Origin of the sequence: Streptomyces sp. NPDC090119, from assembly GCF_044747085.1 — a bacterium.
Classification (GTDB): Bacteria; Actinomycetota; Actinomycetes; order Streptomycetales; family Streptomycetaceae; genus Streptomyces.
This window is the reverse complement of the sequence record NZ_JBIVDK010000001.1, coordinates 1,071,403-1,085,595: the sequence shown is the minus strand read 5'-3', so window position 1 is coordinate 1,085,595 and position 14,193 is coordinate 1,071,403. Positions and strand designations below refer to the sequence as shown.

Below are 14,193 nucleotides of genomic sequence, written 5' to 3'. Positions count from 1 at the left end.
TGCCACCGGCGGGCGGCGGTGCCAGGCGGGGGTCAGCCGTCCGGGCCCGTCCGGAACTCGCACCACACGGCCTTGCCGCCGCCGCGCGCCTCCACACCCCAGGCGTCGGCCAGCATGTCGACCAGGAGCAGTCCGCGTCCGGAGACGCCGTCGTCCTGCGGTTCGCGGCGGCGGGGCAGCGCGCTGGAGGAGTCCTCCACCTCGACGCGCAGCCGCCGCTCGGCGCCGGTCAGCAGGCGCAGGGTGACGGTGGCCGAGCCCTCGGTGTGCATCAGCGCGTTGGTGATCAGCTCGTCGGCGACGAGTTCGATCTCGTCGGCGCGCTCCCCGGCGCCCCAGGCCCGCACCTCGGCGCCGATCTGGTGCCGGGCGCGGGTGAGTGCCTCGGGGTCGCCGGGGGCGACGTGCTGGCGGAGTCGGCTGTGTGCCCGGGGCTCCTCGGGTTCCCGGCGGCGCAGCAGGAGCAGCGCTACGTCGTCCTCGCCGCCGCGTTCCTCGGCCATGGCGATCAGGCGTCCGGCGAGTTCGCGTACGTCGTCGGGGCCCGCGGCGAAGACCTCCGCGAGGTCCCGCATGCCGTCGTCGAGGTCGGTGCCGGGCTGCTCGACCAGGCCGTCGGTGCACAGCAGCAGGGTGTGCCCGGGGTCCAGTTCCAGGGTGGCGACGGGGTACTCCAGCCGGCCGAACTCGGCGGACAGGCCGAGCGGCAGCCCGCCGTCGACGTCGACGCGCCGGGTGGTGCCGTCGGTGTCCCGGAGCAGAGGGTCGAGGTGACCGGCGCGGACGACCTGGACCACGCCGGTGGAGAGGTCGGCCTGGGCGTACAGGCAGGTGGCGAAGCGGTCGGTGTCGAGTTCGTCGAGGAAGACGGAGGCGCGGGCCATCACGGTGGCCGGGGTATGCCCCTCGGCGGCGTAGGCGCGCAGCACGATCCGGAGCTGGCCCATGACGGCGGCGGCGTGGGTGTCGTGGCCCTGGACGTCCCCGATGACGGCGCCGACCCGGCCCCCGGGCAGCGGGATGAGGTCGTACCAGTCGCCGCCGATGTCCCGGCCGAGGGCGGCGGCGCGGTAGCGCACGGCCACGTCGGCGCCCCGGACGCTGGGGATGGTGCGGGGCAGCATCGCCTGCTGGAGGCCCTGGGCGAGGTCCTTCTCCTGCTCGTAGAGCATGGCGCGCTGCAGGCTCTGGGCGATGCTGCTGCCGAGGGCGACCAGGACGGCGCGTTCCTCGGTGGAGAAGCCGCGCCGGTCGCTGTAGAGCAGGCCCATGGCGCCGAGCGGGCGGGCCTGGGCGATCAGCGGGAGGTAGGCGGCGGAGGTGATGTGCAGCTCGGTGATGTGCGGCCAGAGGATCGGGTAGTCCTCGGCGAACTCCTCGGGCGACTCGATGAAGCGGGGGACGAGGGTGCGCACGACCTCGCTCATCGGGTAGGGCTCGTCGATCCGGGTGATGCGGGTGCCGGGCACGAAGCTCTCGGTGGGGCCCTCCGCGACCAGCCGGATGCGGCCCGCCTCCACCAGTCCGATGACGACGCTGGCCGCGCCGAGGTGGCGGATGCCGTGGGTGTCCTTGAGGACGTCGATGACGTCCTGGACGCTGCGGGCGTGGGCGAGCGCGGCGGAGATGGCCTCCACGATGCTGGTCTGCTGCCGGAACGCCTCCTCCTGCGCGGTGCGCGGGGCGCGGGCGGGGCTGTCGGCGAGTTCCCGGGTGGCGTCGCGGACCAGGCCGACGACGCGGCGGGGGCGGCCGGTGCCGTCGCGGCGGATGGCGCCCTGGCTGTGGGTCCAGCGGGTGGTGCCGTCGCGGCGGCGGACGCGGAAGTAGGCGCCGTAGGTCTCGCTGCCGTCCTTGATGGCGCGGGCGACCGCCGCGTCCAGCCGGGCCGCGTCCGGCGGGGGGACCCGGACGGCGAGGGAGGTGGCCCGGCCGTCGTACTCCTCGGGGAGCAGGTCGAAGATCTCGTGGGCCCGGGCGTCCATGTGGAACAGGCCCGCGTCCAGGTCCCAGTCGAAGCTGCCCATGTGGTTGAGCGCCAGGATCGTGTCCGGGGCGGCGGGCCGGTTCTCCGGGAGTGACAGGGCACTCGCACCCCGATCAGCCATGGGGCCACCTTGCCAGCAAATGTCCGAATCTTCGAGTGGGGCGTGGCAGGGTGTGGCCGCCCGGCCCGTACGGGTTATGCGGGCCGGGTTACGCGGGCCGGGCGGCGCGGTACACGGAAGGTCGGGCGGGTGCGACGGGTGGGGAGCGGCCCCGGCCGGGCGACCGCCGTGGAGGCAGGAGCGCGAGCGCGATGGAGTGGTTCACCGCCCCCGACTACTGGCTGAGCCGCCTGCTGCTCCAGCGCGGGCTGGCCGCGCTCTATCTGGTGGCGTTCCTGGCCGCGGCCCGCCAGTTCCGGCCGCTGCTGGGTGAGCGCGGGATGCTGCCGGTGCCGAGGTACACCGCGCGGACGCGCTTCCGGGAGTCGCCCAGCGTCTTCCACGCGTACTACTCGGACCGGTTCTTCGCCGGGTGCGCCTGGGCGGGCTGCGCGGTGTCGGCGGCGCTGCTGGCGGGGGCGGACTCGCTGCTGCCGCTGTGGGCCGGGATTCTGCTGTGGCTGGTGCCGTGGGCGCTGTACCTGTCGATCGTGAACGTGGGGCAGACCTGGTACGCGTTCGGCTGGGAGACGCTGCTGCTGGAGGTCGGCTTCCTCGCGGCGTTCCTGGGCAACGACGAGGTGGCGCCGCCCGTGGTGGTGCTGTTCCTGCTGCGCTGGGTGCTGTTCCGGGTGGAGTTCGGCGCGGGGCTGATCAAGCTGCGCGGAGATACCTGCTGGCGGAAGCTGACCTGTCTGGACTACCACCACGAGACGCAGCCGATGCCCGGCCCGCTGAGCTGGTTCTTCCACCACTTGCCGAAGCCCCTGCACCGGGTGGAGGTGGCCGCCAACCACGTGACCCAACTCGTCGTCCCCGTACTGCTGTTCACGCCGCAGCCGATCGCCTCGGCGGCCGCCGCCCTGATGATCGTGACCCAGCTCTGGCTGGTCCTCTCCGGGAACTTCTCCTGGCTGAACTGGATCACCATCGTGCTGGCCCTGTCCGCGCTCCGGCTCCCCGCCGATCCACCCGCCGTGCCCGCGGCCCCGCTCTGGTACGAGGTGCTGGTGCTCGCGGTCGGTGCGGTCCTGCTGGGGCTCAGCTTCCGCCCGGTCCTGAACATGGTCTCCCGGCGCCAGGTGATGAACCGCTCGTTCGACCCGCTGCGCCTGGTCAACACCTACGGCGCGTTCGGCAGCGTCAGCCGGGTCCGTTACGAGGTGGTCATCGAGGGCACCGACGACGAGCGGCCGCGCGAGGACGGCGACTGGCGGGAGTACGAGTTCCACGGCAAGCCGGGCGATCCCCGGCGCTGGCCGCGCCAGTTCGCGCCGTACCACTTGCGGCTGGACTGGCTGATGTGGTTCGCCGCGCTGTCGCCCGCGTACGCCGGGGACTGGTTCGGCAAGCTGGTGGAGCGGCTGTTGGCGGACGACCGCGACACCCTGCGTCTGCTGCGCCGCTCCCCCTTCCCGCCCGGCGCCCCGCCCCGCTACATCCGCGCCCGCCTCTTCCGGTACCGCTTCACCACCTGGCAGGAGCTGCGGGAGACGGGCGCCTGCTGGGAACGCGCCTACGTCCGGGACTTCCTGCGGCCGACCCGGCTCACCACCAGGTGAACCGAGGTGATCCGCCCCCTCTCGACGTGGGGCGCGTCAGCGGGCACAGTGCTGCCATGCGCGCCGTCCGCGCGCCGGGAGTCGACGAGGAGTGCACGTGAACAGCTGGGTCGGCCGTACGGCCGCCGAGATCGCCGCCGCCGTCCGCGAGAAGCGGGTCACCCCCCGGGAGGTGGTGGCGGAGCATCTCGCGCGGATCGCGGAACTGGACGGCCGGGTCGGCGCGTTCCGTGCCGTGCGCGCGGAAGCGGCGCTGGCGGAGGCGGACGAGGTCGGCGCCCGCCCCGACCTGGCCGAACTCCCGCTGGCGGGCGTGCCGGTGGCGGTGAAGGACAACCTCGGCGTGCGCGGCGAGTCCACCCGCAACGGCTCGGCCGCGACCCCGGACACCCCGGCCGCCGAGGACCATGTGACCGTGGCCCGGCTGCGCGCGGCGGGCGCGGTGGTGGTCGGTCTGACCAACGTGCCCGAGCTGTGCGTATTCGGCACCACCGAGGGCGTGTACGGCACGGCCCGCAGTCCGTGGGACCTCACCCGCACGGCGGGCGGTTCGTCCGGGGGCAGCGCGGCGGCGGTCGCGGCCGGTCTGGTCCCGCTGGCGCTGGGCAACGACGGCATGGGCTCGCTGCGCATCCCGGCGGCGGCCTGCGGTCTGGTCACGCTGAAGCCGGGTCACGGGGTGGTTCCGGCCGACATCGGTCACGGCGACTGGTTCGGCATGTCGGAGAACGGCCCGCTGGCCACCACGGTCGAGGATCTGCGGCTGATGCTCGGCGTCCTCGCGGAGACCGCGTTCCCGGCGTCCGCCGAGCGCACCCCCCGCCGGATCGCGGCCGCGGTACGCAGCCCGCTGGCCGGTGTGCCCGTGACCGAGCCGTTCCGCACGGCGGTCCGGGAGGCGGCGGGCCTGCTGAACGGCGCCGGGCACACCGTACGGCGGGCCGAGCCGCCCTACCCCCTCGACCTCGGCCTGACCGCGCTGCGGACCTGGACGGCGGGTACGGCGGTGGACTCGGCCGAGCTGGACCCGGCCCGGCTGGCCTCGCGCACCCGCACGCACGCGGCCGTGGGCCGCCGCTTCGTCCGTTCGGTACGCACCGGCACGGCCCGCGACCGGCTGCGCGCCCGCCTGCTGCCGTTCCTCACCGAGTACGACGTGCTGCTCACCCCGGCACTGGCCCGCCGCGCCCCCGCCGCCGCGCCCTGGCACGAGCGGAGCTGGGCCGCCAACATCGCGGTGAACACGGCCACTTCACCCTTCACCCCGGTCTGGAACCTGACCGGCTGGCCCGCGATGTCGGTCCCCTTCGGCGCCCTCCCGAGCGGCGCCCCGGCCGCGGTCCAACTGGTGGGCCGCCCGGGCACGGAGGCGGACCTGCTGGCGGTGGCGGAGGACCTGGAGCGGTTGCGGCCCTGGGCACGGACGGCTCCGCTGGGCTGAGTAACCGGCATGCGGTTTCCTCAGGCTTGATGGGTCTCGGTAGCGGATGAGGACAACTACTCCCTCGATGAAGGCAAGCGTGGACCTCGCGCACCAAGCCGACCAAGATCACTGGGCACAACCGTCGACACTCCCCGCAACCGTTCGATGAGTCGTACCTCGCCATCTCCGCGACGGCGAGTCGTGTCGGCTCACAACCCCGCACTGATTGACAGCAGGCAGACCTCGCCGAAGATCGCCCACCGGCCTGCGATGTAACAACTTTCCTTGATTCCGTCTCCGGGGAAAGCAGAAGCGGGCACCATATGTGATTGAGGCATCACGCTAAGTCCGAGGGTTCAAGGAGTACCGGTGGCCGAGAAGTTGCCCATCGCCGCGGAGCTTGACGATGGCTGCGACCCCAAGACGGGGCGCAGGGGAACGGTCCGCTACCTTCGGAACGAGACTGCCCCGCGTGCGGCAAGGATGATGCTGGGCAACGCCCTACGCCTTCACCGAGAGGCTGCCGGCTTGAGCGCAGGAGAGGTTGCCAGACAAATGGCGGGCTCACCCTCGAAGTTGAGTCGGATCGAGTCCGGCACTATTTCCGCGAAGGCACAGGACCTGCTGAAGTTCATTGAGATGTACAAGATCACAGATCCAGAAGAACAGACGCAGCTCCGCCAGCTCGCTACAGCTGCTCAGCAATCTCCCTGGTGGCAGCCCTGGGCAGCAGTCACGCCCCAGTATCTGCAGGCCGTCGTCAGTTTCGAAGACATGGCCGTTAGCATCAGATCTTATCAACTCACTTACTTGCACGGTCTGCTGCAGACACCCGAGTACGCTCGCGCGCTGATCGAGCGAGGCCGCGCCTCAGAGGGCGCTTACGACGACCTAATCCGATTTCGCACTGCGCGCCAAGAGCGGTTTGTCGAAGCATCGGACAAGAAGTTGCTCTGTGTCGTAGACGAGTCGGTCCTGGCGCGTCCCGTCGGATCACCGGAGATCATGCGTGAGCAACTGAAGCACTTGATTACATTGACATGTGATCCCCGTGTCCAGCTCCGCCTCGTCCCACTCCACAACTACGACGTGCACGTTGAACTGGCTCCCACCACCATCTTCGACTTTGCAGGCCACCTCCCGACGATTGCCTTCGCGGAGGGGTATGACGGGGGCTTGGTCATTGAAGACAAGAAAATGGTTGATCGACGCGTGAAGGAGTTTGACGCAGTTGCCACACAGTCACTGGGACCTCACGCGACCAGGCGGCGATTGCAGGACTTACTGGCGAGCTACCGTTACTGATGGCGGCACCCACACGATCAGAGCATTTGCATAAAGGCAAAGTAAATGTTGGAAACGCCAACTGGTCAGCAATGACCTTGTTCACTTCCGGCCCGGGCGCTTGAAGCTTTCAGCCCACACCTGTATCAGTCAGTCCGAGGATGTGTGCACGACCACCCCAAGGAAAACGGCGAAAAGCCGCTTTCAGTCCCTAAAGGTCGTGCCAAAAATTGTCTCCGTGTCGTCCACGAGCAGGGCCTGCCTGCTGGCGGGGATTTGCGGCGGACTTCGGGCAACAGGCTCGGACGAGGGGAGGAGAGCACGCATAGAACGCGTCAGTGAGTCGCTGATGGAGTGCGGTCCGCCTATGCATGGCGCACTGCGTATTGCCGACTGAACAACAAGTCGCACCGTCACCACTGGGGACTGAACGCAGTAACTGACAGCGGCTGGGTCCAGGCTCAACGACGCGGTGGTCAGGATCTGGGCCGAGCTCGGCGATCTGACGATTGAGAGCTGCCCGGCCCGTGCGCAAGTGGTCAGTCCCGTTCACGTGGTACATCGCATGCAGCGGGCGCGTCATCGCCGCGGGGCCGGATGTCCTTTGACCCTTGGGTTCGACCTTCGCGGAGGCACTGGTCCACGTCGTGCAGAGCAGGCGGACCGGCTGGGCAACCGCCTCACTGGTAGGTAAGACCACCTTGCGATGGCTTTTTGGTCAAGGCGTCGGTGACGTCCTCGATGGGCCAACTTCACCGGACCGAGATTGCGTAGCTTTGGCAAGCTCGTGACCGTCGTGCTACGCGAGGGGGCGGACAGGGTCCGGCGAAGCCGGCCGTGGAGCTTGCTCTTGGAGGATCGCGTCCTTCTTGTCGCGGCCTACTAGCGCACCAGCTTGACGGTACCAACTCGCCCTTCTGTTCGGAATTTCGAAGTCCGCAGCAGACCGCAGAATAGGTCCGCTGCTCGCTCTGCTGCCGTGCCGACGGTTCCGCATGAACACTGCGCTCATCGTGGACGGCACCCTAGTGCCCATGCGCGGCCACGCGGCAGCCGAGAAAGAGGCCACCCTCCGCGACGCTCTGAATGGAACTAACTGCCACGCTTTTCTATTTAAGTTAGATATTCCCTCTTCAAGTAAACACCGGCCACCAGCGCGTGTCAACCACACTTTCCACCGCCTCCTACGGCGAGCTCCACGCGCACACCGCCACGCTTGGATTTTCCGTCAAATTAGAGGCACGATGCGCCAATCTAAGAAGCCTTCAGCCTGAGAGGCAGGGATATCAGTCAGTTGTTGACAACAATAACAAGACTTCGCCTCGGATAGGCATAATGCAATTGCAACTCATGCCCGACGTAGCCGGTGACTCAGGAACGTCGTCACCATGCCGCTCGACAGTCTGTCGAACGGCATGGGGCCCGGCTCAGTGACCACACGGCCATGGACGGGGGCTCCTCTCATCCTCAACTTCAAGGAGGCCGCAATAAATCTCTCGCCGTGGCGACACCGACGCAAACCGCGCCTTACCCGGCCGCGTCGCGCGCGCACAATCCGCCCGTGTCCGATCTGCGTGATTGAGGCGCTCGAAACTGCCGTCGGGCCCACCGGGCAACTGCTGCTCCTAGACCAGTCAGGCCACTGGCTCAACACCGCAACAAGTGTGTGCTTCCTGGCCGTGCGGATTGCCAGCCTGCGTTGCCCTCACACCTTTGACACCCGAAGCGGATCCGATCTGTAGTGCGTACGGTGACGATCTAACTGTTCATCAAAGCTTGCGTGTCTTGTCTGGCTGCGGTTAACGCCTGCCGGAACTGTGGATCTTGTTCCGGCGGGCAGTCTCCAACATAAGTCACATGTCCGCCGGAGGCAGGGATACCGCACGGACGTGGCACCTGAAGCAGCTTGCGATGGCGGCCGCCTAAGGACGAGTTGACAGTGGTTGCGCCGTCGGCGTCTGGACCGCGCGGTACCCTCTGATAGACCCTCGACTGTCAGTCGGCGCCTCCGGCGCCCGTATGCACAACAGGCTGGGCCTGACAGCGCTCGTGTGCTGCCCCGTCTATCCCTGCCGCCGCATCGCCATCAAGAACGCCAAGCCTGGGAGATCGCCCGGTGGCCGTACGAATACCCTGATGGCGGCCATCCCCGCCGCCACCCTCGTCGATACGAACGCACGCGCGAAGATCTCGGAGTCACCGCTCCTACCTACTGCACCCACTCACGCACGCATGACACCTAGGAACTGTCCGGCGGATCATGTGACTGTCGGATGGATGGCTCGTTGTTCTCGGCATGGGGCGGGGTGATCTGACGAATGCGGAGTGGGCTCGGCTGGAAACCGTACCTGCCGACGTTCGGACGACGTGGCGGGCGGTGGAACGATCACCGCAGGGTGATTAATGGGATCCTGTTCAGGGTCCGAACGGGCATACCATGGCGGGACCTTCCCGAGCGTTTCGGCAGCTGGAAGACCGTTTATGAACGGCATCGGCGCTGGTCGGCGGACGGCACGTGGGACCGGATCCTGTGTGCCGTCCAGGCGGACGCCGACCTCGCGGGCCGGATCGACTGGAGCATGGTCAGCGTCGACTCGACGTCCCGCCGGGCTCATCAGCACGCGGCCGGGGCCCGGAAGAAGAAGCCGCGTGTCCCGAAAAAAGGACAACGCCCCGGCACCACCGCCCCGACGAAGGACTCGGACGGTCCCGGGGTAGCCTGACCTGCAAGATCCACCTCGCCGGTGAAGGCGGATGCCGACCGATGGCCTTCCTCCTCACGCCCGGCCAGTGGGGCGACGCCCCGCAGATGATCGAGGTCCTCCAACGGATCCGAGTGCCCCGCCCGCAGGGCGGACGGCCACGCACCCGGCCGGATCACCTGGGCGGCGATAAGGCATACAGCTCACGCCGCAACGAGGTCGAGCGCACGATCAACCGGCTCAAGAACTCCCGGGCCGTCGCCACCCGATACGACAAGCGACCCTACGTCTTCCACGGCACCGCCCCCACCGCCGCCATCCGTTTATGGCTCCGGCCGTGATCGCCCGGCAGGAACTCGCCCTCGGCAGAGTGAGCTTGATGAAGGCCGACCAACGCTCCACGCCATAGTTCAGTTCACCTCGGCGGGTCCTCGCCCGTGAGCCCGTCGACGGATTCACGGATGAGGTCGGCGTGACCGGCATGGCGGGCGTACTCCTCGATGAGGTCGAGGAGGATGCGGCGGAGGTTGGGGCGTTCGCCGCTACGAGTGGTATAGGCACCGAGTTGGTCCAGCCCGCCCGCACTGAGCGCCTCGTCGACGATGGCACGTGAACGGGCAACCGATTCCTGCCAGAGAACGCGCAGCTGATCGGGGGTGTCCTCCGCGGCGGAGCGATAGTCCCAGTCGGGGGTGCTGTACCAGTCGACGCCGTCCCAAGGGGCCCCGACGGGGGAGCCGAGCCAGAGCCGGGCGAAGTGGCTGTCCTCCACGTGTGCCAGGTGCTTGAGGAGGCCGCCCAGGGTGACGGTGGACGTGCCGAGCGTGGCCCGCAGGCCCGCGGCGTCCAGACCGGAGCACTTCCAGGCCAGGGTGGCGCGCTGACGTTCGAGGGCGCCGAGAATCGCTGCGGCCTCGGTGCCGGCGAGGGGAGGTTCCGGCCAAGCCTCGGTCTTGCTCTCGATCATGGCTGCAGACCTTAGCGAACGGAGCTGACAGCGCAACAGGCGGGCGGACGCAACAAACCGCTCGCTCAAGATCCGCCGGACAGGCCCTAAAGCGCCTTGTGCATGATGTGCAGCCCGACCAGCCCGTCGCGGGGGTGGTCGAAGGCGGCCGGGATCGTGCCGAGGACGGTGAAGCCGAGGGAGGTCCAGAGGCGGACGGCGGGGTTGGTCTCGACGACGGCGTTGAAGACCATCGCGCGGTAGCCCTGGGCCTTCGCCTCGGCGAGGAGGTGCTCGGCGAGCGCCCGGCCGACGCCCCGGCCGCCGTGGTCGGGGTCGACCATGAAACCGGCGTTGGCCACGTGGGAGGCGGCGCCGCCGTAGTTCGCGGTGAGGTAGGCCGTGCCGAGGAGGGTGCCGTCGGCGTCCTCGGCCACGTAGACCCGTTTGGCGGGGCTCATCCAGAGGGCGCGGGCGGCTTCCTCGGGGGTGCCGGGGTCCCAGCCGTAGGTGTCACCGGCGGCGACGATGCGGTGCCAGACGGGCCATATCCGGGGCCAGTCACCGGCCACGGCTTCTCTGATCAGCATGGGCGTGAGTCTGTCACGCCCATGCGCCCGACGGTCACGGGAGGCGGAAGGGGTCAGTCCACGCTGGGCAGGATGTGGGGCTCGGCGAGGTCGTCCTCGTAGCCCGCCAGGCGGATCGGGGCGGAGCGGGCCCACACGTCCAGGCTGCCGAGTTCTCCGGGCCTGCGGCGGGATCGCTCCGTACGTTCGTCGGGGCCCTGTTCGCTGGTCGTCTTCTCCGGTGTCACCGCGCACTCCTTATGTGTCGGATCACCCTGGGGGGCGTCCCGGACCTCCAGATTAACCAAATGAGCGGACCCGCGCTCGATAGGGAATGCAAACAAGACGTAACTTCCGCTCACTCGCTGCCCCCTCAATCCCCCTTAATATGGGGCCGTTTACCGCAAAGCGCATCCCCTGCGGGGGCCGTCGGTTCACCCACTTGGCCTACTTGTCCGTCTGCCCGGCCGATGCCCCGTCATACGACGGCGCGGCACCGGACCGAGGGGTCCGGTGCCGCGCCGTCAGGTACGGGGGGCGGTTACGTCACCACTTGCCGGGCGCGTAGTCCTTCATGAAGACGCCGTACAGATCCTCGCCCTGCTCGCCGCGCACGATCGGGTCGTACACGCGGGCCGCGCCGTCGACCAGGTCCAGCGGGGCGTGGAAGCCCGCCTCGGCCAGGCGGAGCTTGTCGTAGTGCGGGCGCTCGTCGGTGATCCAGCCGGTGTCGACCGAGGTCATCAGGATGCGGTCGGTGTCGAACATCTCCTGGCCGCTGGTCCGGGTCACCATGTTCATGGCGGCCTTGGCCGCGTTGGTGTTGGGGTGACCGGCGCCCTTGTAGCCGCGGGCGAAGACGCCCTCCATCGCGGAGACGTTCACGACGTAGGCGCGGCCGTTGGCGGCCTGCTTCGCGGCGGCGGCCATGGCCGGGCGGAGCTTGCTGATCAGGATGAACGGCGCCGTGTAGTTGCACAGCTGGGTCTCCAGCAGCTCCACCGGGGAGATCTGCTCGATGGACTGCACCCAGGTGTTGGTGTCGACCACATCGGGCAGCAGGCCGCCCGCGTCGATGGCGGTGCCGTCCAGGTGCCGGGCGACGCTCGCGTTGCCCGCGACCAGGGCGAGGTCGGCGACCTTCTGGGCCTCCAGGCCGCTGGTGCCGACGGGCAGCGCGGCCAGACCGTCGACCGCGCCGGAGTTGAAGGCGCCGATGACCTGGTGGGCGGGCAGCTCACCGGCGGGCAGCGGGGCGCTCTCGCCGTCGACCAGCGCGGCGTAGGCCGAGGGCAGGCGGCGTACGGTCTGCGTCGCGTTGTTGATCAGGATGTCCAGCGGGCCGGCCTCGCTGACCTGGTCGGCGAGGGCGACCGCCTGGGCCGGGTCGCGCAGGTCGATGCCGACGACCTCCAGGCGGTGCAGCCAGTCCGCGGAGTCGTCCATCGCCTTGAAGCGGCGGATGGCGTCCTTGGGGAACCGGGTGGTGATCGTGGTGTGGGCGCCGTCGCGCAGCAGCATCAGCGCGATGTACATGCCGATCTTGGCGCGGCCGCCGGTGAGCAGGGCGCGCTTGCCGGTGAGGTCGGCGCGGGCCTCGCGGCGGGCGCGGTTCTCGGCGGCGCAGTCCTGGCAGAGCTGGTGGTAGAAGTAGTCGACCTCGGTGTACCGCTGCTTGCAGATGTAGCAGGAGCGGGGGCGCTGGAGTATGCCCGCGATCCGGCCGGCCTCGATCTTGGAGGTGGGCAGGATGCCCTCGGTCTCGTCGTCGATGCGCTCGGCGGAGCCGGTGGCGGTGGCCTCGGTGACGTTGCGGTCGTGCGCGGTCTTGGCGGCGCGGCGCTCCTGGCGGCGGCGCTGCTTGACCGTGCGGTAGATGCCGGAGGTGGCCCGGCGGACCTGGATGGCGTCGGGGTGGTCGACGTCGATCCGGTCCAGCTCCTCCAGCACGCTGAGGCAGACGGCCAGGCGCTCGGGGTCGATCCCGGGCCCGTACACCATCTCGTCCGTGGACACCGAGTCCGTGGACACCGCGTCCGTGGACGCCGCGCCGTCCTCTGTCACCGTCATCGCGCTGCCGCTTCCCTGATCACCCGCGCGGGGGCAAGGGCGCGCCCGCTGTCGAACGGGGAATTTTACGGAGCGCCCGGCCCCTGGACCAAACCCGCGCCGGTGGCGGGTGGTCCAGGGGCCGGGAACGGCCGAGGTCAGACCTCGCAGGCTGTGAGCAGCGTCTCCATCTCGGCGGTCAGCGCGCGGGCCAGGACATCGAGGTCGGGCACCGCGCGGGCGTCGGCGACCAGCCCGTAGTGGACGCGTCCCCGGTAGGTGGAGACGGCCACCGCGAGGGACTGGCCGGGGGCGAGCGGGGCGAGCGGGAAGACCTCGGCCAGCTCGTGGCCGCCGAGCTTCAGGCCGATGCCGGGCAGCGGGACGCTGGTGACGAGGATGTCGAACCAGAGCCGCGCCGCCTGCCCGACCAGCGGGCCGCCGAGCCGGTGTCCGAGCGCCGGGACGTGGTCCGCGAGCAGGGCGACGGCACCCGCGCCTCGGTCGGCACCGGCGTCCTTGTTGCGGACCATCGCGGTGCGCACCGCCTCCAGCCGGGCCAGCGGGTCCGGGTCGGCGACCGGAAGCCGCATCAGGTACCCGGAGAGCCGGTTGCCCTGCGGCTGGGCGGTGCGCGGACGGCGCCGGGAGACGGGGATGAGGGCGCGCGGGGCGACACCCTCGCAGCCGTCGCCGCGCTCGTCCAGCCAGCGGCGCAGGGCGCCCGCGACGACCGCGATCAGTACGTCGTTGACGGTGCCGCCGACGCTCTTCCTGACCCGGTGCACGTCGTCGATGTCGAGCACGGCCCCGGCGGTGCGGCGGGTGCCGCTGGGGGCGGAGGTCAGGGCCGGGGCGGGGCTCATGCCGAGGGTGGAGCGGGTCAGCGAGGCGCCGATGTCCAGGGCCCGGCCCAGGTCGGAGACGGCACCCCGGACCAGGTCGGGGACGCGGCCGGGCAGCGCGCGCGCCTCGGAGAGCAGGCCGGGCCGCTGCTCGGCGGGGCGCGGGGCACGGTCGGGCAGGTCGACGGGGTCGAGCAGGGAGGCGGCGAGCTTCAGGGCGCGCAGGCCGTCGGCGAGGGCGTGGTGGAACTTGAACAGGACGGCGAAGGACACACCGTCCGCGCCGGGCAGTACGTGCGCCTCCCACGGCGGCCGCCCGCGCCGCAGCGGGCGCTGCATGAGCCGTCCCGCCATGCCGTGGAAGTCGTCGGTGGGGGCGTGCAGCCGTACGTGGTCCAGCGGGTCGAAGTCCGGTACGGGCTCGCGCGTGGCGCTGCCGAAGGCGAGGGGCCGCCAGACGTCGCGGATGCGCATGCGCAGGCCGGGGACGGCGGCGGCGCGGGAGGCGAGCAGGTCGGCCGCGTGCGCGGCGGCGGTCGGTGACTGGGTGGCGAAGACGCCGAGCGCGCCGAGGTGCATGGGGTGCCGGGCGGACTCCATGTTCCAGAAGGCGAGGTCGAGAGGGGCGAGCAGATCGGAAGTCAAGGGCGTGCCTCGCGTCGTCGA

Annotated in this window: 9 protein-coding genes and 2 pseudogenes; 5 read left to right on the top strand and 6 right to left on the bottom strand. The window is 69.9% G+C overall.

Annotated elements, in window-relative coordinates:
• Nucleotides 1–32: 32 nt before the first annotated feature.
• Nucleotides 33–2,108 (bottom strand): SpoIIE family protein phosphatase, encoded by a 2,076-nt coding sequence (locus tag ACIPPM_RS04985; protein WP_401443051.1) that lies wholly within the window; start codon nucleotides 2,106–2,108, stop codon nucleotides 33–35.
• Between the two features lie 191 nt (nucleotides 2,109–2,299).
• Between ACIPPM_RS04985 and ACIPPM_RS04980 the strand changes: the two genes are divergently transcribed.
• From ACIPPM_RS04980 to ACIPPM_RS04960, 5 genes and pseudogenes are all read left to right on the top strand, one after another.
• A complete protein-coding gene (locus ACIPPM_RS04980) occupies nucleotides 2,300–3,709 on the top strand; it encodes a lipase maturation factor family protein (RefSeq protein WP_401443049.1) in 1,410 nt (469 codons plus the stop codon).
• Nucleotides 3,710–3,806: 97 nt separating this feature from the next.
• Nucleotides 3,807–5,150 carry an amidase gene (locus tag ACIPPM_RS04975; RefSeq protein WP_401443046.1) on the top strand — a complete coding sequence of 448 codons (1,344 nt, stop codon included), beginning with the start codon at nucleotides 3,807–3,809 and terminating at the stop codon, nucleotides 5,148–5,150.
• A gap of 351 nt (nucleotides 5,151–5,501) precedes the next feature.
• On the top strand, nucleotides 5,502–6,437 hold the full coding sequence (locus ACIPPM_RS04970; protein WP_401443043.1) for a helix-turn-helix domain-containing protein: 936 nt from the start codon (nucleotides 5,502–5,504) through the stop codon (nucleotides 6,435–6,437).
• Nucleotides 6,438–7,182: 745 nt separating this feature from the next.
• Nucleotides 7,183–7,504: pseudogene (locus tag ACIPPM_RS04965) on the top strand (transposase family protein); the annotation flags it as partial.
• Nucleotides 7,505–8,712: 1,208 nt separating this feature from the next.
• Nucleotides 8,713–9,459, top strand: a pseudogene (locus ACIPPM_RS04960) (IS5 family transposase).
• Nucleotides 9,460–9,533: 74 nt separating this feature from the next.
• Here ACIPPM_RS04960 and ACIPPM_RS04955 read toward each other — a convergent pair.
• The 5 genes from ACIPPM_RS04955 to ACIPPM_RS04935 all read right to left on the bottom strand — a co-directional run bounded on the left by ACIPPM_RS04955 (nucleotide 9,534) and on the right by ACIPPM_RS04935 (nucleotide 14,172).
• Nucleotides 9,534–10,085 carry a DinB family protein gene (locus ACIPPM_RS04955; protein WP_401443040.1) on the bottom strand — a complete coding sequence of 184 codons (552 nt, stop codon included), beginning with the start codon at nucleotides 10,083–10,085 and terminating at the stop codon, nucleotides 9,534–9,536.
• A gap of 86 nt (nucleotides 10,086–10,171) precedes the next feature.
• Nucleotides 10,172–10,654, bottom strand: a complete 483-nt coding sequence (locus ACIPPM_RS04950; protein ID WP_401443036.1) for a GNAT family N-acetyltransferase — start codon at nucleotides 10,652–10,654, stop codon at nucleotides 10,172–10,174.
• Nucleotides 10,655–10,707: 53 nt separating this feature from the next.
• Nucleotides 10,708–10,881, bottom strand: coding sequence for a hypothetical protein (locus ACIPPM_RS04945; RefSeq protein ID WP_107030878.1), 174 nt, complete (start codon nucleotides 10,879–10,881; stop codon nucleotides 10,708–10,710).
• A gap of 298 nt (nucleotides 10,882–11,179) precedes the next feature.
• Nucleotides 11,180–12,703: an SDR family NAD(P)-dependent oxidoreductase gene (locus tag ACIPPM_RS04940; RefSeq protein ID WP_393591077.1), complete on the bottom strand. Its 1,524-nt coding sequence runs from the start codon at nucleotides 12,701–12,703 to the stop codon at nucleotides 11,180–11,182.
• Between the two features lie 137 nt (nucleotides 12,704–12,840).
• Nucleotides 12,841–14,172 (bottom strand): wax ester/triacylglycerol synthase family O-acyltransferase, encoded by a 1,332-nt coding sequence (locus tag ACIPPM_RS04935; protein ID WP_401443034.1) that lies wholly within the window; start codon nucleotides 14,170–14,172, stop codon nucleotides 12,841–12,843.
• Between the last annotated feature and the right edge of the window lie 21 nt (nucleotides 14,173–14,193).